Origin of the sequence: Paenirhodobacter sp. (assembly GCF_047600745.1) — a bacterium.
Taxonomy (GTDB): Bacteria; Pseudomonadota; Alphaproteobacteria; order Rhodobacterales; family Rhodobacteraceae; genus Rhodobacter.
Window position 1 is genome coordinate 495,459 of sequence record NZ_JASGKI010000001.1, and the last position, 16,479, is coordinate 511,937.

Here is a 16,479-nt window from a genome sequence, read left to right on the forward strand (position 1 = left end):
CCCTATTCCTTTTCCATGGTGCATTGCAGCGGATGCTGATGGCGCCGGGCGAAATCCATCACCTGGGCGACCTTGGTCTCGGCCACCTCAAAGCTGAACACGCCGACCACCGCCATCCCCTTCTTGTGCACGGTCAGCATGATTTCGAACGCCTGGGCATGGGTCATGCCGAAGAACCGTTCGAGGATATGCACGACGAATTCCATCGGCGTGTAATCGTCGTTGAGCAGCAGCACCTTATACATCGGCGGGCGCTGCGTCTTCGGCCGCGTCTTCAGCGCAAGCCCCGCATCCTCCCCCGCGCCCGCGCCGGGAAGGCCACCCGAGGCCAGCCAGATCGGTTCAGAAGGGAGAAAGCAAGTTGTCATCTGCACGCTGGAATCGAAGCACCTGTGGCGAAATATAGGGAAGTCGTGCGCCAAGAAAAAGCCCGCATGCACGGGAAATCGACAGAACCCTCCGCCGGGCCAGTGGCCCGCCACGGCGAACCATGCGGGCCGACCGCCGCCGGAAGCCGCGAACCGCCGACCAGTGGCGGAATCACGCCGGCCCGGGGACGCCGAGAAAATACAGGGCTCCACGCACAAATTATGGCACAGCCCCCCGCCGCCGCAACCAGATCTGGCCCATCCCGCCCGGCGGGGAAAGTCCGTCAAATTTAAGCCATTTTCAGCCCCGGAAAGCCATGATAGGCTCCCTCCAAAGTCCCGCCGCAAAGAGTGGGGCCGAGGCAAAATGAGGGCAGTTACCGTGACCAGGCTGTTGAACCGGGTCCGCAAAGGGCTTCTGGCGGTCGTTTTGTGCGTTGTTCCGGCGGTGGCTTCCGCCGCTCCTTTCGCCGCCTATGTGATGGACGCGCGCACCGGCGAGGCGCTCTATCAGAAGAACGCGGATACCCGCCTGCACCCGGCGTCTCTGACCAAGATGATGACGCTCTATCTGGCGTTCCAGGCGATCGAGAGCGGGCGGGCGAGCCTCGATTCGGTCGTGACGGTCAGCGCCAATGCCGCCGGTCAGCCGCCGTCGCGGCTGGGCCTGCGCACCGGGCAGAAGATCCAGCTGCGCTACCTGATCCGGGCCGCCGCGGTGAAATCGGCCAATGACGCGGCCTCGGCGATCGGCGACTATCTGGGCGGCAACGAAGCGAATTTCGCCGCGATGATGAACCGCACGGCGAAGGCGCTCGGCATGACGAACACGAGCTTTCGCAATGCCAACGGCCTGACGCGGGCGGGGCACCTGTCCACCGCGCATGACATGTCGATCCTCGGGCGCCATGTGATCTACGATTTTCCGCAGTATTACAACATCTTCTCCCGCCGCACCGCGGATGCGGGCATCGCCAAGGTCGCCTCGACCAACCGCCGGTTCCTGGATGCCTATGACGGCGCGGACGGGATCAAGACGGGCTACACCGTGCCCGCGGGCTTCAACCTCGTCGCCTCGGCGCAGCGCGGCAGCAAGCGGGTCATCGCCACGGTCTTCGGCGGCACCTCGACCGCGCAGCGCAATGCGAAGGTGGCCGAACTGCTCGACATCGGCTTTGCCCGCGCGCCGGGCAAGGTCACCCCGGCCGGCACCCGCCCCGCGCCCGTCGTGATGGCGGCCAACGATCTGGCCGGACCCGAGGTCACCGGCAAGGTCGAGACCGCAGACGATGGCGAGGCCGAAGCCACGATCGAAGTCGCCCCGAAGGCCAGCCCGCGCCCCTCCCGCCGTCCGGATCAGGACGTGCAGGTCGCCGCCGCGCCGAACAGCGATGCGCAGGCCGAAGCGATCGCCGCAGCAATCGCCGTGGCTCAGGCGACGCCCGTCGCGGAAGAAGTTGCGCAGGCCGAGCCGGTCTTCGACCCCGACATGCCCGCCGAGGGCGATGCCGATCCGAAGGATCCGGTCTTCGTCCAGAGCGCCCAGCCGCAGCCCGAAACGCTCGCGCTGGCCCGGCAGAAATCTTCGCGCAACGAGACGGTGATCCTGTCCTCTGCCTCGCCCTCCCCCGCGCCGCAGCAGCGCCGGGAGGTGGTCGCGCGGGCTTCCACCTCGGGCGGGCGCAACTGGGGCGTGAATGTCGGCAAGTTCAATTCGCAATACGCCGCCGAACGCGCATTGCTGAAGACCGCGCTGATGGAAAGCGATTCGCTGGGCGATGCGCTGCGCAAGGTGGCAAAGACGAAGACGGCCTATGAGGCGAATTTCGTCGGCATGAGCAAGGGCTCCGCCGAACTCGCCTGCGCCCGGCTGGCCGCACGGGCCACGGACTGCACCGTCATCGGGCCCTGAACCTGTCCCGCACGCGCGGGAAACGGCTGGGTCCGCACAGGCCGGGTCGTCCCGCGCGGGGGAAGCGGAGACGAGGCCCGGCCCGGCATCGTCCACCGGATCGACAGGTCCGTCCCACGCGCGCGCGGGAAGCAGAGAGCCCAAGAGCATCCTGACGATCCAAGGGTCGCAGTCGCCCCACGCGCGGGAAGCAGCGGGGTTCCTTGGGCAGGCTCCCCGATTCTCAGGGGTACCCAAACAGCGGTCTATCCTCTCTCCGCCCGGGTGCCCCATACGCGCAGAAAGCAGCACCGTTTCCGTTCATCCGCGCGGGGCGCGCCCCATGAATCCGGCGCCCCTGCCCTCTGATCGGTTCGCGCAGTTGCATGTAATCCCGCCTGTGGGGCAACGGACTTCGGCATGATTTTCGGAGTCTGCGGTGATCCTGGCGCCCCCGGCCCTCGACACGCTCCGGCAATGAGGACCCTTTCCCAAAGGGCCTTCGCCTTGGCGCCCCCGCCCTCAGGGGCGCACCGAATCACGGCGTCCATGCCCCCGAACCGCCCTCCGTCAGAACAGGCTGCCCTGCTCCGGCGGACGGGGCTTCTTCGTCCGCTTTGCGGGTTGCGCGGCTTTCTCCGACGTGGGCAGGACGGCAACGCGCCCATCGTGGAATTCGATCTCCAGCGTAGCGGCCTCACGCGCCCGCGCCGCTTGGGTGACCAGGCCGTGATCATCGCGCACCACGGCAAAGCCCCGCTGCAATGTCTCGCGGTAGCCCAATGTCTGCCGCATCCGGTCCAACCGAACCAACCGCTCCGCAAGCCGTTCCACGTTCACCCTCGCCGCGCGCGCGAGACGCTCGTCGAATGACTCCAGCAGTGCCCTGCCCTCCCGGTTGCGGCGTTCCGCCTCGGCCTTCATCCGCCGCTGCGACACCATCAGCCGTTGCGCCAGACCGTCGATCTGGTCCTGCGCGCGGCGCAGCCGCGCGCCCGGGGCGGGCCGCAAGCGGCCCGCAAGCTGGTCGAGCCGCGACCGCTCCCCATTCAGGAACTGCCGCAGCAGCCGGGGCGCGACCTGCGCCGCGAGCGGTGCATAGGCGCCCCGCTTGCGCACCACCACCATCCGCAGCGCGGGCTTCAGCCGGTCCGACACCAGATCGAACCTTTGCCGCGCCGGAGCCAGCAGCGCCTCGGGCCGCCCCAGGGCCCGCGACAGATCGTTCAGCCGCTGCGCCCCGAGGTCCAGCCGCACCCGCGCCGCCCGTGCCATCCGGGCATTGGCCTCGGCCAGCCAGGTGGCCAGATCCGCCCGCACCGGCACCGCCATCTCCGCCGCGGCGGTGGGGGTCGGCGCGCGCCGGTCGGCGGCATGGTCGATCAGCGTGGTATCCGTTTCATGCCCCACCGCAGAGATCAGCGGGATCCGGCTTTCCGCCGCCGCGCGCACCACGATTTCCTCGTTGAAGCCCCACAGATCCTCAAGGCTCCCACCCCCCCGCGCGACGATAATCAGGTCGGGGCGTGGCACCGCGCCGCCGGGCGCCAGCGCATTGAACCCCCGGATCGCGGCGGAAACCTCGGGCGCGCAGGCCTGCCCCTGCACCGCCACCGGCCAGATCAGCACCCGGCGCGGGAAGCGGTCGCGCAGCCGGTGCAGGATGTCGCGGATCACCGCACCCGAGGGCGATGTCACCACGCCGATCACCTCGGGCAGCCAGGGCAGCGCCTTCTTGCGGCCCTCGTCGAACAGACCCTCGGCGGCCAGCGCCTTTCTGCGCGCCTCCAGCATCGCCATCAGCGCCCCGGCGCCCGCCGGTTCGACATTATCGACGATCAGCTGGTATTTCGACTGCCCCGGGAAGGTGGTCAGCCGCCCGGTCGCGATCACCTCCATCCCCTCCTCGGGGCGGATCTGCATCCGCGCGACCTGGCCCTTCCAGCTCACGGCGGCGATCACCGCGCCCTGATCCTTCAGGTCGAAATACATATGCCCCGAAGCCGGGCGCGACACCCGCCCCACCTCGCCGCGCACGCGCACCCTGCCGAATTCGCCCTCAAGCACGCGCTTTACCGCGCCGGAAATCTCCGACACGGTATATTCATGGGCATTCCCCGAAGGGCCGTCGTCCAGAAGATCCATCTGCCTTGCCTCGTTTCGGCCGAGACCTTAGAAGGCCGGAAAGCGAAGGCCAAGGGGGTTGCCATGAACATTCTGATCCTGGGCGGCGGCGGGCGGGAACATGCCCTCGCATGGGCCGTCAAGCAGAACCCGAAATGCGACCGCCTGATCGTGGCGCCGGGGAATGCCGGGATCGGGGCGATCGCCGAACTGGCGGCGCTCGACCCCTGCGATGCGACGGCGGTTCTGGCCTGTGTCGAGGAAAACGCGGTCGATTTCGTCATCATCGGGCCGGAGGCGCCGCTGGCCGCGGGTGTGGCGGATGCGTTGCGCGAGGCCGGAATCCTGACCTTCGGCCCCTCGGCGGCGGCGGCGCGGCTGGAGGCATCGAAAGCCTTCACCAAGGAAATCTGCGATGCCTGCGGCGCCCCCACGGCGGCCTATGCGCGCTTCACCGAGGCCGGGGCTGCGAAGGATTACGTCCGTGCGCAAGGCGCCCCGATCGTGGTCAAGGCCGATGGCCTCGCGGCGGGCAAGGGCGTGATCGTGGCGATGACGCTCGACGAAGCCCTCGCGGGGATCGACGAGATCTTCGGCGGCGCCTTCGGCGAGGCTGGCGCCGAAGTGGTGATCGAGGAATTCATGGCGGGCGAGGAAGCGAGTTTCTTCATCCTCTCGGACGGCGTGAACGTGCTGCCCATCGGCACGGCACAGGACCACAAGCGCGTGGGCGACGGCGACACCGGCCCGAACACCGGTGGCATGGGCGCCTATTCCCCCGCCCCGGTGCTGAGCGAGGCGATCCAGACGCAGGTTCTGGACGAAATCGTGCGCCCCACCGTCGCCGAAATGGCCCGGCGCGGCACGCCGTTTCAGGGCGTTCTCTATGCCGGGCTGATGATCGAGAACGGCCGCGCGCGGCTGGTCGAATACAACGTCCGCTTCGGCGATCCGGAATGCCAGGTGCTGATGCTGCGGCTGGGGGCGCAGGCGCTCGACCTGCTGCTTGCCTGCGCCGAGGGGCGGCTGGACCAGATCCGCGCGCAATGGGCCGACGACCATGCGCTGACCGTGGTGATGGCGGCGCAGGGCTATCCCGGCGCCTATGCAAAGGGCACGGTGATCACGGGGCTGGACGTGCTGCCCGAGGACAGTTCCCACATGGTGTTCCACGCCGGCACCGCGCTGCGCAATGACCAGCTGATCGCCACCGGCGGGCGGGTGCTGAACGTCACCGCGCGCGGCGCGACGCTGCGCGAGGCGCAGGAGCGCGCCTATGCGATGGTGGACCGGATCGACTGGCCCGAGGGCTTCTGCCGCCGCGATATCGGCTGGCGCGCGCTGTAGGTTTTGACAACGCGGGGAAATGCCCGATAATCGGGACGATGACCGATCCGGACCCGCCCATCGACCCCGCCACGGATGTGCCCGCGCTGAATGACCTGGCCGCGCGGGCCCGCGCCTATGCCGAAGCTGCGAATTCGGACAACACCCGCAGGGCCTATGCGGCGGACTGGCGCCATTTCACCGGCTGGTGCCGCCGCGAGGGGCTGGACCCGCGTCAGCCCGATCCCCGGATCGTCGGGCTTTACATCACCGCCTGCGCCACGGGCACCCGCGCGGTGGGCGGGCGGCGCAACGCGGTTTCGACCATCGAGCGGAGGCTTTCGGCACTGGTCGCGGCCTATGCGCGGATGGGGCTGGTCCTCGACCGGCGCGACCGGCATGTGGCCACGGTGCTGGCCGGAATCCGCAATGCCCATGCCGCCCCGCCCCGGCAGAAGGAAGCGATCCTGCCCGAGGATCTGCGCGCGATGCTCGACACCTGCGACAGCGGCACGCTGAGGGGGCTGCGCGACCGGGCGATGCTGCTGATCGGTTTCGCGGGCGGGCTGCGGCGGTCCGAAATCACCGGCCTCGACATGGGGCGGGACCAGAGCGCGGACGGTCGCGGTTGGGTCGAGGTTCTGCCCGGCGGCCTGCTGGTCACGCTGCGCGGCAAGACCGGCTGGCGCGAGGTCGAGATCGGCCGCGGCTCGGCCCCTGCCACCTGCCCCGTCGCCGCGCTGGAAACATGGCTGCGATTCGCCCGGATCAGCCAGGGGCCGCTGTTCCGCCGCGTCACCGGACAGGGCAAGGAGGTCGGCCCGATGCGCCTGAACGACCGCGAAGTCGCCCGGCTGGTGAAACGCGCGGCTCAGGCGGCGGGCCTGCGCGGCGACCTGCCGGAGGCCACGCGCCGCGACCTGTTCGCGGGGCATTCGCTGCGGGCGGGTCTGGCCTCTTCGGCGGAGGTCGATGAGCGTCATGTGCAAAAGCAACTCGGCCATGCCAGTGCCGAAATGACCCGCCGCTATCAGCGCCGCCGCGACCGGTTCCGCGTCAACCTGACCCAGGCGGCGGGGCTTTAGGCCAGCCGCGCGATCCGCTCTTCGAGCACGTCGAAGGGCACGCCCGGATCATCCTTCGCGCAACGGATCACCAGCGAGGTCTTCACGCTGGCCACATTCTCCGCCGGGGTCAGCTGCCCCATCAGGAAATCCTGAAACGTCGACAGATCCGGCGCGACGCATTTCAGCACGAAGTCGATCTCGCCGTTCAGCATGTGGCACTCGCGCACCAGCGGCCAGCCCTGACAGCGTTTCTCAAAGGCCGACAGATCCGCCTCCGCCTGGCTTTGCAGCCGGACCATGGCAAAGACCTGCACCTCGAACCCCAGTTCGCGCGGATTGACGTCGGCATGATAGCCGCGGATATAGCCCGCCTCCTCCAGCGTGCGCACCCGGCGCAGGCAGGGCGGCGCAGAAATCCCCACGCGCTTGGCCAGTTCGACATTGGTCATCCGCCCGTCCGCCTGAAGCTCGGCCAGGATTTTCCGGTCGATCTCGTCCAGCTTCGTCGTGGCCATGGGTCGTCTACCTCCGTCGTTGACGCGAACTTATCGTTGAGGGCGAAGGGGCGCAATATTCTTTCGCCCAAAGCGGCGCAAGAGCAATCGACCGGAAAACCCGGGGGGTTCCGCTTTTCCCGCCGGATGCCTATATCTGGCGCCGCAGGATGAAGGAGACCCCGATGGGCGAGACCAGGAAGACACGCGTGCTGATCATCGGTTCCGGACCGGCGGGCTATACTGCCGCTGTCTATTCGGCCCGCGCCATGCTGGAGCCGGTCCTCGTGCAGGGGCAGCAGCCGGGCGGGCAGCTGACCATCACCACCGAGGTCGAGAACTGGCCCGGCCGAACCGAGGTTCAGGGCCCCGACCTGATGGTGCAGATGGAGGAACACGCCCGCGCGATGGGCGCCGATGTGGTCTTCGACACGATCACCGGGCTGAATCTCTCCGCGCGGCCCTTCGTCGCGATGGGCGATTCCGGCACCCGCTACGAGGCCGATGCGGTGATTCTGGCGACCGGGGCTCAGGCGCGCTGGCTCGGGCTCGACTCGGAAGAGACATTCAAGGGCTTCGGCGTTTCGGCCTGCGCGACCTGCGACGGATTCTTCTACCGCGGCAAGGAGGTCGTGGTGGTCGGCGGCGGCAATACCGCCGTCGAAGAAGCACTGTTCCTGACCAATTTCGCCGCCAAGGTCACCGTGGTCCACCGCCGCGAGGGCTTCCGCGCCGAAAAGATCCTGCAAGACCGGCTGTTCAAGAACCCGAAGATCGAGGTCGTCTGGAACCACACGGTTGAGGAAATCCTGGGCGAGACCCAGCCGCATCTGTCGGTGACCGGCATCCGGCTGCGCAGCACCGCAACCGGAGAGGAAACCACCCTGCCCTGCGATGGCGTCTTCGTGGCGATCGGCCATGCCCCGGCGTCGGAACTGGTCAAGGACCAGCTCGAACTGCATCACGGCGGCTATGTGAAGGTCGAACCGGGCAGCACCCACACCTCGGTCGAAGGCGTCTTCGCCGCAGGCGACCTGACGGACCACACCTATCGCCAGGCAATCACCTCCGCCGGCATGGGCTGCATGGCCGCCCTGGACGCCGAACGCTGGCTGGCCGAACAGGACGGGTAACTCCGGCGGGCGGCATGCGGACTGGCGCCTCTCGTCACAAGAGGGCGGCACACCTCCTCAGGTCAGGGACCAACCAGGCGGGTCGCTCGAAGGGACGAGGCGGTCCATGCCTCCGAACGCACCTTCAGTTTTTCGCGAAGCTGGCGTGCCGCTTCATAGCGCCGTGAAGGCCCGCAAACTCATACAACAAACGTAATTTCTCACGGACTTCCGCTTGACCACATCGACGATGCGATCGAGCGGAAGGATCAGCCAAGATGCGCCCGCGGCTTGGCTCAAGGCGCGGCTTTTCCGGTAAGGCTGAACAATGCTTATTCCTGCCTGAAACATGCCTCATCTTGCAGCTCACATCATGGGATGCGACCCAGGCAGAATCAGGATGAAAGAATGAAATATCTGGCTGTAACAGTGATTTCCATTGCCCTCTCGTTGACGGCCATGGCTCCGGCATCAGCCCATGGTGGCGGATGCAGAAAATCATCCCCACCCGGCCAGTGCTGCCACATGGACAGCAGCACGGGCATGACGCACTGTCATTGACACAACGAGATTTCTGATCTGAGCATTGCCATCGTATAAAGCACCCGCTTCGGCGGGCGCTTTCGCAGAGAATTTCAACCTAACATGAATCAACCGTTTAATCCGATTCCCGGATGGAACAGACCGCCAAGCAAACTGAACCCGGAAGTGAAAGCTATTATACAAAATCGCTAATATCTGGTGAGCCGGCTGGGGTTCGAACCCAGGACCTACTGATTAAAAGTCAGTTGCTCTACCGGCTGAGCTACCGGCTCACTCTGGGGGGCTCTCTACAAAGCCTGACGGGGGTGGTCAAGCGCAAACACCGGCACTGGAAAAATCCTTGCGCCGGACGTATATGGCCGCGCATGACCAGCACAGCTTCCGCCTCCGGCCTGCCGTTCATGAAGATGCACGGGCTTGGCAATGATTTCGTGGTGATCGACGCCCGTTTCGGCGACGATCCGGTGACGCCTGCGCTCGCGCGGCTTCTGGGGGACCGGCACCGGGGGGTGGGGTTTGACCAGCTTGCGGTGATCCGGCCCTCGGAAACGGCGGATTTCGCGCTGGAATTCTGGAATTCGGACGGCTCGCGCGCGGGGGCCTGCGGCAATGCCACGCGCTGCGTGTCGGACTGGATGATGGGGCAGCTCGGGCGCGATGCGGTCACGCTGACCACCGAACGCGGCACGCTTCATGCGCGGCGCCGGGCAGATGGGCTGGTCAGCGTCAACATGGGGCCGCCGATTCTCGACCCGGCGCAGATCCCGGTGACGGCCGATCCGATGGCGCTGCCGCTCGATGGCGCGCCGGTCGCGGTGGGGATGGGCAATCCGCATTGCATCTATTTCGTCGCGGATGCCGAAGCGGTGGATGTCGCGCGGATCGGCGCCCGGATCGAGCATGATCCGCTGTTTCCCGAACGGACCAATGTCGAATTCGCCTCTGTCCTCGGCCCCGACCATCTGCGGATGCGGGTGTGGGAACGTGGCGCGGGCATCACGCTGGCCTGCGGTTCGGGCACCTGCGCCACCGCCGTCGCGGCGCATCTGCGTGGGCTGACCGGGCGGCATGTGATCGTCGATGTCGATGGCGGGCGGCTGGAGATCGACTGGCGCGCGGATGGTATCTGGATGACCGGGCCAACGGCGCTGGTCTTCGAGGGGCGGCTCGCGCCCGGCCTGATGCCATGAAGCCCCCGGTCTTCGCCACGCTGGGATGCCGGCTGAACGCCTATGAGACCGAGGCGATGCGGGAACTCTCCGCCGCCGCGGGGCTTGAGGGCGCGGTGATCGTCAACACCTGCGCCGTGACGGCCGAGGCCGTGCGCAAGGCCAAGCAGGAAATCCGTCGCCTGGCGCGCGAAAACCCCGGCGCGGCGGTGATCGTCACCGGCTGCGCCGCGCAGACCGAGCCCGAAACCTTCGCCGAGATGCCCGAGGTCACCCGCATCATCGGCAACCATGAAAAGATGCAGGCCGAAACGTGGCAGTCCCTCCGCGCCCCCGATTTCATCGGCACGACAGAGCGGGTGATGGTCGATGACATCATGTCGGTGCGCGAAACGGCGGGTCATCTGATCGACGGCTTCGGCCGCCACCGCGCCTATGTGCAGGTGCAGAACGGCTGCGATCACCGCTGCACCTTCTGCATCATCCCCTATGGCCGGGGCAATTCGCGCTCGGTCCCGGCGGGGGTGGTGGTCGAGCAGATCCAGCGGCTGGTGGACCGGGGCTTCAACGAGGTGGTGCTGACCGGGGTGGACCTGACGTCCTGGGGCGCGGACCTGCCGGGGGAGCCGCGTCTGGGCGATCTGGTGATGCGCATCCTGCGGCTGGTGCCGGACCTGCCGCGGCTGCGGATTTCCTCGATCGACAGTATCGAGGCGGATGACAACCTGATGCAGGCGATCGCCACCGAACCGCGCCTGATGCCGCATCTGCACCTGTCGTTGCAGGCGGGGGACGACATGATCCTCAAACGGATGAAGCGGCGCCACCTGCGCGATGATGCGATCCGCTTTTGCGAGGAAGCCCGCCGCCTGCGCCCCGGCATCCTGTTCGGCGCCGACATCATCGCCGGCTTCCCGACGGAAACCGAGGCGATGTTTGAAAACTCCCTGCGGCTGGTCGATGACTGCGGCCTGACCTTCCTGCACGTCTTCCCCTATTCCGCGCGCAAGGGCACGCCCGCCGCGCGGATGCCCCGCGTCCCCGGCCCCGCGATCAAGGACCGCGCCGCCCGCCTGCGCGCGAAGGGACAGGAGGCGCTGACCCGCCACTTGGACGCCGAAACCGGCCAGCGCCGGGTGATCCTGACCGAAGGCCCCCGCGCCGGACGCACCGAATATTTCACCGAGGTGCAGTTCGACCGCGACATGCCGGAGGGCACGATCCTCACCTTGCCGATCCGGGGCCATGACGGCACGCGGCTGATCGCCTGAGCCCTTCCGCTTTTCGCCGGTTAGGCTAATCTGGCGCCATGCTGTGGATCAACGACACCCTTGCGATCGCCGATTGGGAGCTGACGGAGAGCTTTACCCGCGCGCAGGGGCCGGGCGGGCAGAACGTCAACAAGGTCTCGACGGCGGTCGAACTGCGCTTCGAGGCGGAACGCTCCCCCAACCTGACCACCGCGCAGAAGGCCCGGCTGAAACGGATCGCCGGGCGGAAATGGACGCTCGACGGCGCCATCGTGATCCGGGCCGAGGAAACCCGCAGCCAGTTGCGCAACCGCGAACTGGCGCGCGAGCGTCTGGCCGGGATGATCCGCGAGGCGCTCGTCGCCCCGAAACGCCGGGTGGCGACGAAACCCACGCTTGGCAGCCAGCGGCGGCGGCTGAAGGCCAAGGCGATCCGGGGCGAGGTGAAATCCCTGCGCGGCACGATCGGAGAGGACGAATGATCCGCTTCCTGTCCACGCTGCTTGGCCGCAGGCCACGGCCATTGCAGGCCGGGGCGCTCTGCCTGCATCAGGGCCGGGTGCTGCTGATCCGCTCGCTCGACTCGGGGCGCTGGATCATCCCGAAGGGCTGGCCGATGGCGGGGCGGACACTGGCGGGCGCGGCGATGCAGGAGGCATGGGAAGAGGCGGGTATCCGCGGCCGCCTGCGCCCCGATCCGGTCGGGCATTTCCTTTACGCCAAGCGCGGCAAGGGCGGCCTGCCGCGCGAAACCGAGGTCAGCGTCTATCTCATCGACGTCACCGCCATCGCCGACAGCTACCCCGAGGCAGGCCGCCGCGAGCGCCGCTTCCTGCCCCCGGCAGAGGCGGCGGATCTGGTCGGGGAACCCGGCCTGAAGGCGCTGCTGCGCGCTATTCCGGGATCGGCGCACCCCCCTGCTTGATGCAGCGCAGGGTGAAGCTCGACCGGGTATGCCGGATGCCGGGCAGCCGATACAGCTTGCCGCGCAGGAAATCCTCATAGCCACGGGTGCCATCCACCGCGATCTTGAGGATGAAATCGTATTCCCCCGCCGTCAGATGCGCCTCCAGCACCTCGGGCATGGTCTGCAAGGCGCGGGTGAAGGTTTCCAGCGCGGCATCGTCGTGCCGGTCGAGCGTCACTTCGAGGATCACCGTCTCGGGCACCCCCAGCAGCGCCTGATCCAGCACCGCCGTATAGCCCCGGATGAAGCCCTCCGCCTCAAGCCGCCGGGTCCGCTGCCAGCACGGGCTGGGCGACAGGCCCACCTCCTCGGCCAGTTGCGCATTGGTCAGCCGTCCGTCCCGGGTCAGCGCGGCCAGAATGCGCCGGTCTATCGGGTCGAGCCTGCGGGTCTCCATGGAATATCCTTCTGACTGTTAGCGCACATCGCAGAAGATTATCAGCATATTGGGCCGAAACAACAAATCATCGAAAGGACATTTCGCGGGAATCGGCGCATGCTTTGAGCAAGCAATCCGGTTTCTGGGAGGGAGCCGGTGCATTCAGCCACCACCACGACCGCATCGACCCGCATTTCCGGGCCGATGCCTCGTTGGCCCTTCCCGCCGGTGACAAGGGAGGTGCTGATGGACTATCCGCCGCTATCTCTGACCGTGCCGGAGCCCGAGGTCCGCCCCGGCGGCACGCCCGATTTCTCCCGCGTGCCGATCCCCCGCGCGGGCACCGTGCGCCGCCCCGAGGTGGATGCCGATCCCGAGGAGATCCGCGACCTCGCCTTCACCATCATCCGCGTGCTGAACCGCGACGGTCTGGCCGTGGGACCATGGGCCGAGGCGGTGGCGCTGTCGGACGAAGACCTGACCGAGGGGCTGCGCCACATGATGATGCTGCGCGCCTATGACGCCCGGATGCAGATGGCGCAGCGGCAGCAGAAAACCAGCTTCTACATGCAGCATCTGGGCGAGGAAGCGGTGTCCTGCGCCTTCACCCGCGCGCTGAATCCGGGCGACATGAACTTTCCCACCTACCGGCAGGCGGGGCTGCTGATCGCCTCGGGCTATCCGGTCCGGTCGATGATGAATCAGGTCTATTCCAACGCCGAAGACCCGATGCGCGGGCGGCAACTGCCGGTGATGTATTCGGTGAAGGATCACGGGTTCTTCTCGATCTCCGGCAATCTCGCGACGCAGTATATTCAGGCGGTGGGCTGGGCGATGGCCTCGGCGATTTCGGGGGATAGGAAGATCGCCGCCGCATGGATCGGCGACGGCTCCACGGCGGAGAGCGATTTTCACGCCGCGCTGGTCTTCGCCTCCACCTACAAGGCGCCGGTGGTGCTGAATATCGTCAACAACCAATGGGCGATTTCCACCTTTCAGGGCATCGCGCGGGGCGGGTCCGGCACCTTCGCGGCGCGGGGGCTGGGCTTCGGCATCCCGTCGCTCAGGGTGGACGGCAACGATTACATCGCCGTGGTGGCGGTGGCGCGGTGGGCGGCAGAGCGCGCGCGGCGCAACCTGGGCCCGACGCTGATCGAATATGTCACCTACCGGCAGGGCGCGCATTCGACCTCCGACGACCCCTCCGCCTATCGCCCGGCCGAGGAAAGCGCCGCCTGGCCGCTGGGCGATCCGATCCTGCGGCTGAAGAACCACCTGATCGCGCGTGGCGTCTGGAGCGAGGAGCGCCATGTTCAGGCCGAGGCCGAGATCATGGCCACGATGATCGCCACGCAGAAGGAGGCCGAAGCGATCGGTACCCTGCATTCCGGCGATCACCCCTCGGTGCGCGAGATGTTCGAGGATGTCTACGAAACCATGCCGCCCCACCTGCGGCGCCAGCGGCAGGAGGCGGGGTTCTGACATGGCCCGGATGACGATGATCGAGGCGATCCGCGACGCATTGGATGTCGCGATGGAGGCCGACCCCCGCGTGGTCGTCTTCGGCGAGGATGTGGGCTATTTCGGCGGCGTCTTCCGCTGTACCGCCGGACTACAGAAGAAATACGGCAAGACCCGCTGCTTCGATGCACCGATCAACGAAAGCGGCATCGTCGGCGCCGGGATCGGCATGGCGGCCTATGGCCTGCGTCCGGTGGTAGAGATCCAGTTCGCCGATTACGTCTATCCCGGTTACGATCAGATCGTGTCCGAGGCCGCCCGCCTGCGCTACCGCTCGAACGGGGAATTCACCTGCCCGATGGTGATCCGGATGCCGGCGGGGGGCGGGATCTTCGGCGGCCAGACCCACAGCCAGTCGCCCGAGGCGCTGTTCACCCATGTCACCGGGCTGAAGACCGTCGTGCCCTCGAACCCGCATGATGCGAAGGGGCTGCTGCTTGCGGCGATCGCGGACCCGGATCCGGTGATATTCCTGGAACCGAAGCGGCTTTATAACGGCCCGTTCGACGGCCATCACGAACGCCCGGTGACGGCGTGGAAGGCGCATGACCTGGGCGAGGTGCCCGCAGGGCATTACACCGTGCCCCTGGGCCGGGCGGTGGTGCGCAGGCCGGGGCGGCGGGCGACGATCCTTGCCTATGGCACGATGGTGCATGTCGCGCTGGCGGCGGCGCAGGACAGCGGCATCGACGCCGAAGTGATCGACCTGCGCACCCTTCTGCCGCTGGATCTGGAGACGGTGGCCGCGTCGGTGAACAAGACCGGGCGCTGCATGGTGCTGCACGAGGCCACGCTGACCTCGGGCTTTGGCGCGGAACTCGCCGCGCTGGTGCAGGCCGAATGCTTCTACCGGCTTGAGGCGCCGATCCGCCGCGTGGCGGGCTGGGACACGCCCTATCCGCATGTCCACGAATGGAGCTATTTCCCCGGCCCGGCGCGGGTCGCCGCGGCGCTGGCCGATCTGGTGGAGGAGGTCTGAGATGGGGCTGCATTCGATCCGCATGCCGGACATCGGCGAAGGCATCGCCGAGACCGAGATCGCCGAATGGCTGGTCCCCATCGGCCAGATGGTGCGCGAGGACGAACCCCTCGTCGCCGTGATGACCGACAAGGCGACGGTCGAAATCCCCTCCCCCGTCGCGGGCAAGGTGGTCTGGCAGGCGGGCCAGCCGGGCGACGTCCTCGCCGTGGGCGCCGAGCTGGTACGGCTGGAGGTCGAGGGCGCGGGCAACCGGAAGCCCGGTGAACACGCCGATCCCGACAGGGATGCCCCTTCCCCGGCCGAGGGCATCGAAGGCCACGCTGCCCCAAAAGACAGCCCGGAGACGGCCCGGAAACCCGACACCGCCCGCGCGGAAACGGGCTCGGGGTCATCCACGCACCCCCCCTCCCCGATGCAGCCCGCCCCGCTGCGCCCCGAGGGGGAGAAGCCGCTCGCGCCGCCCTCGGTCCGGGCGCGGGCGCGGGAGGCCGGGGTGGATCTGCGGATGGTACGCGGCTCCGGCCCCGCCGGGCGGATCACGCATGACGACCTGTCGGCCTTCATCGCCTCGGGCGGGCTGCCCCCCGCCGCCGGGCCGCAGCCCGACGAGACGGTGGAGGAAATCCGCGTCATCGGCCTGCGCCGCAGGATCGCGGAGCGGATGGAGACCGCGAACCGCATCCCCCATATCACCATCGTCGAGGAAATCGACGCCACCGCGGTCGAAGACCTCCGCGCGCGGATGGCCCCGGGCGGCAAGCTGACGCTGCTGCCCTTCATCGCGCGGGCCATCGTGAAAGCGGTGCGCGACCAGCCGATGCTGAACGCGCATTACGAAGACGGCGTGATCCGGCGCTATGGCGCGGTGCATCTGGGAATCGCCGCGCAGACGCCGGGCGGCCTGATGGTGCCGGTGGTGCGCCATGCCGAGGCGCTGTCCCTGCGCGAAACCGCCGCCGAGATCGCCCGCGTTGCCCAGGCGGCGAAGGACGGCACCGCGCGGCGGGAGGAGCTCACCGGCTCGACCATCTCGATCACTTCGCTCGGGCCGCTGGGCGCCATCGCCACCACGCCGATCCTGAACGCGCCCGAAGTGGCGATCGTGGGCGTCAACCGGCTGGCGGTGCGGCCCCATTGGAACGGCACCGCCTTCGAGCCGCGCCGGATGATGAACCTGTCGTGCAGCTTCGACCACCGGGTCATCGACGGCTGGGATGCGGCGGTCTTCGTCGCGCGGCTGAAAGACCTGCTGGAGACCCCGGCGCTGATTTTCGTGGAGGCGTAAG

The 16,479-nt window shown here is 67.7% G+C and carries 16 protein-coding genes and 1 tRNA gene; 11 read left to right on the forward strand and 6 right to left on the reverse strand.

The genetic code is table 11. The features are described from left to right. Positions 1–2: 2 nt before the first annotated feature. Positions 3–368 (reverse strand): ATP-dependent Clp protease adapter ClpS, encoded by a 366-nt coding sequence (gene clpS / locus QM789_RS02665; RefSeq protein ID WP_420350747.1) that lies wholly within the window; start codon positions 366–368, stop codon positions 3–5. 367 nt (positions 369–735) lie between these two features. On the opposite strand from clpS, the gene QM789_RS02670 reads away from it, so the two are divergent. Then, on the forward strand, positions 736–2,280 hold the full coding sequence (locus QM789_RS02670; protein WP_420350416.1) for a serine hydrolase: 1,545 nt from the start codon (positions 736–738) through the stop codon (positions 2,278–2,280). A 549-nt stretch (positions 2,281–2,829) separates the two neighbouring features. Here QM789_RS02670 and xseA read toward each other — a convergent pair. Then, entirely contained in the window at positions 2,830–4,404 is a 1,575-nt protein-coding gene (xseA, locus tag QM789_RS02675) for an exodeoxyribonuclease VII large subunit (protein ID WP_420350417.1), read from the reverse strand. Positions 4,405–4,467: 63 nt separating this feature from the next. On the opposite strand from xseA, the gene purD reads away from it, so the two are divergent. Next, on the forward strand, positions 4,468–5,730 hold the full coding sequence (purD, locus tag QM789_RS02680; protein ID WP_420350418.1) for a phosphoribosylamine--glycine ligase: 1,263 nt from the start codon (positions 4,468–4,470) through the stop codon (positions 5,728–5,730). Between the two features lie 38 nt (positions 5,731–5,768). Then, positions 5,769–6,794: a tyrosine-type recombinase/integrase gene (locus QM789_RS02685; protein ID WP_420350419.1), complete on the forward strand. Its 1,026-nt coding sequence runs from the start codon at positions 5,769–5,771 to the stop codon at positions 6,792–6,794. Here QM789_RS02685 and QM789_RS02690 read toward each other — a convergent pair. Then, on the reverse strand, positions 6,791–7,291 hold the full coding sequence (locus QM789_RS02690; RefSeq protein WP_420350420.1) for an Lrp/AsnC family transcriptional regulator: 501 nt from the start codon (positions 7,289–7,291) through the stop codon (positions 6,791–6,793). The genes QM789_RS02685 and QM789_RS02690 overlap by 4 nt on opposite strands. Before the next feature lie 164 nt (positions 7,292–7,455). Between QM789_RS02690 and trxB the strand changes: the two genes are divergently transcribed. Then, a complete protein-coding gene (gene trxB, locus QM789_RS02695; RefSeq protein ID WP_420350421.1) occupies positions 7,456–8,403 on the forward strand; it encodes a thioredoxin-disulfide reductase in 948 nt (315 codons plus the stop codon). A 374-nt stretch (positions 8,404–8,777) separates the two neighbouring features. On the opposite strand, the gene QM789_RS02700 is transcribed toward trxB, so the two are convergent. Then, positions 8,778–8,927, reverse strand: coding sequence for a hypothetical protein (locus QM789_RS02700; RefSeq protein ID WP_420350422.1), 150 nt, complete (start codon positions 8,925–8,927; stop codon positions 8,778–8,780). 194 nt (positions 8,928–9,121) lie between these two features. Next, a tRNA-Lys gene (locus tag QM789_RS02705) sits at positions 9,122–9,197 on the reverse strand. 93 nt (positions 9,198–9,290) lie between these two features. Here QM789_RS02705 and dapF point away from each other — a divergent pair. Genes dapF through QM789_RS02725 form a run of 4 tightly spaced genes read left to right on the forward strand, consistent with a single transcriptional unit; the run spans position 9,291 to position 12,269 of the window. Continuing rightward, positions 9,291–10,115, forward strand: coding sequence for a diaminopimelate epimerase (dapF, locus tag QM789_RS02710; RefSeq protein ID WP_420350423.1), 825 nt, complete (start codon positions 9,291–9,293; stop codon positions 10,113–10,115). Continuing rightward, entirely contained in the window at positions 10,112–11,365 is a 1,254-nt protein-coding gene (gene mtaB / locus QM789_RS02715) for a tRNA (N(6)-L-threonylcarbamoyladenosine(37)-C(2))-methylthiotransferase MtaB (RefSeq protein WP_420350424.1), read from the forward strand. Before dapF ends, mtaB begins: the two co-directional genes overlap by 4 nt. Positions 11,366–11,403: 38 nt before the next feature. Then, positions 11,404–11,826: an alternative ribosome rescue aminoacyl-tRNA hydrolase ArfB gene (gene arfB / locus QM789_RS02720; RefSeq protein ID WP_420350425.1), complete on the forward strand. Its 423-nt coding sequence runs from the start codon at positions 11,404–11,406 to the stop codon at positions 11,824–11,826. Further along, positions 11,823–12,269 (forward strand): NUDIX hydrolase, encoded by a 447-nt coding sequence (locus tag QM789_RS02725; RefSeq protein WP_420350426.1) that lies wholly within the window; start codon positions 11,823–11,825, stop codon positions 12,267–12,269. The genes arfB and QM789_RS02725 overlap by 4 nt, the downstream gene beginning before the upstream one ends. Here the strand turns inward: QM789_RS02725 and QM789_RS02730 are convergent. Next, positions 12,238–12,708, reverse strand: coding sequence for an Lrp/AsnC family transcriptional regulator (locus QM789_RS02730; protein ID WP_420350427.1), 471 nt, complete (start codon positions 12,706–12,708; stop codon positions 12,238–12,240). The genes QM789_RS02725 and QM789_RS02730 overlap by 32 nt on opposite strands. Positions 12,709–12,936: 228 nt before the next feature. On the opposite strand from QM789_RS02730, the gene QM789_RS02735 reads away from it, so the two are divergent. Genes QM789_RS02735 through QM789_RS02745 form a run of 3 tightly spaced genes read left to right on the forward strand, consistent with a single transcriptional unit; the run spans position 12,937 to position 16,478 of the window. Then, on the forward strand, positions 12,937–14,172 hold the full coding sequence (locus QM789_RS02735; RefSeq protein WP_420350428.1) for a 3-methyl-2-oxobutanoate dehydrogenase (2-methylpropanoyl-transferring) subunit alpha: 1,236 nt from the start codon (positions 12,937–12,939) through the stop codon (positions 14,170–14,172). Position 14,173: 1 nt separating this feature from the next. Further along, positions 14,174–15,190 carry an alpha-ketoacid dehydrogenase subunit beta gene (locus QM789_RS02740; RefSeq protein WP_420350429.1) on the forward strand — a complete coding sequence of 339 codons (1,017 nt, stop codon included), beginning with the start codon at positions 14,174–14,176 and terminating at the stop codon, positions 15,188–15,190. A 1-nt stretch (position 15,191) separates the two neighbouring features. Then, on the forward strand, positions 15,192–16,478 hold the full coding sequence (locus QM789_RS02745; protein WP_420350430.1) for a dihydrolipoamide acetyltransferase family protein: 1,287 nt from the start codon (positions 15,192–15,194) through the stop codon (positions 16,476–16,478). Position 16,479: the final 1 nt, after the last annotated feature.

Bases quoted from the DNA above. Each gene is read 5' to 3' on its own strand.
- mtaB (WP_420350424.1), top strand. From the start codon at position 10,112: ATGAAGCCCCCGGTCTTCGCCACGCTGGGATGCCGGCTGAACGCCTAT.
- QM789_RS02735 (WP_420350428.1), top strand. From the start codon at position 12,937: ATGGACTATCCGCCGCTATCTCTGACCGTGCCGGAGCCCGAGGTCCGC.
- QM789_RS02700 (WP_420350422.1), bottom strand. From the start codon at position 8,927: ATGCCCGTGCTGCTGTCCATGTGGCAGCACTGGCCGGGTGGGGATGAT.
- QM789_RS02685 (WP_420350419.1), top strand. From the start codon at position 5,769: ATGACCGATCCGGACCCGCCCATCGACCCCGCCACGGATGTGCCCGCG.
- QM789_RS02725 (WP_420350426.1), top strand. From the start codon at position 11,823: ATGATCCGCTTCCTGTCCACGCTGCTTGGCCGCAGGCCACGGCCATTG.
- trxB (WP_420350421.1), top strand. From the start codon at position 7,456: ATGGGCGAGACCAGGAAGACACGCGTGCTGATCATCGGTTCCGGACCG.
- arfB (WP_420350425.1), top strand. From the start codon at position 11,404: ATGCTGTGGATCAACGACACCCTTGCGATCGCCGATTGGGAGCTGACG.
- QM789_RS02745 (WP_420350430.1), top strand. From the start codon at position 15,192: ATGGGGCTGCATTCGATCCGCATGCCGGACATCGGCGAAGGCATCGCC.
- dapF (WP_420350423.1), top strand. From the start codon at position 9,291: ATGACCAGCACAGCTTCCGCCTCCGGCCTGCCGTTCATGAAGATGCAC.
- clpS (WP_420350747.1), bottom strand. From the start codon at position 368: ATGACAACTTGCTTTCTCCCTTCTGAACCGATCTGGCTGGCCTCGGGT.
- QM789_RS02670 (WP_420350416.1), top strand. From the start codon at position 736: ATGAGGGCAGTTACCGTGACCAGGCTGTTGAACCGGGTCCGCAAAGGG.
- QM789_RS02740 (WP_420350429.1), top strand. From the start codon at position 14,174: ATGGCCCGGATGACGATGATCGAGGCGATCCGCGACGCATTGGATGTC.
- QM789_RS02690 (WP_420350420.1), bottom strand. From the start codon at position 7,291: ATGGCCACGACGAAGCTGGACGAGATCGACCGGAAAATCCTGGCCGAG.
- purD (WP_420350418.1), top strand. From the start codon at position 4,468: ATGAACATTCTGATCCTGGGCGGCGGCGGGCGGGAACATGCCCTCGCA.
- QM789_RS02730 (WP_420350427.1), bottom strand. From the start codon at position 12,708: ATGGAGACCCGCAGGCTCGACCCGATAGACCGGCGCATTCTGGCCGCG.
- xseA (WP_420350417.1), bottom strand. From the start codon at position 4,404: ATGGATCTTCTGGACGACGGCCCTTCGGGGAATGCCCATGAATATACC.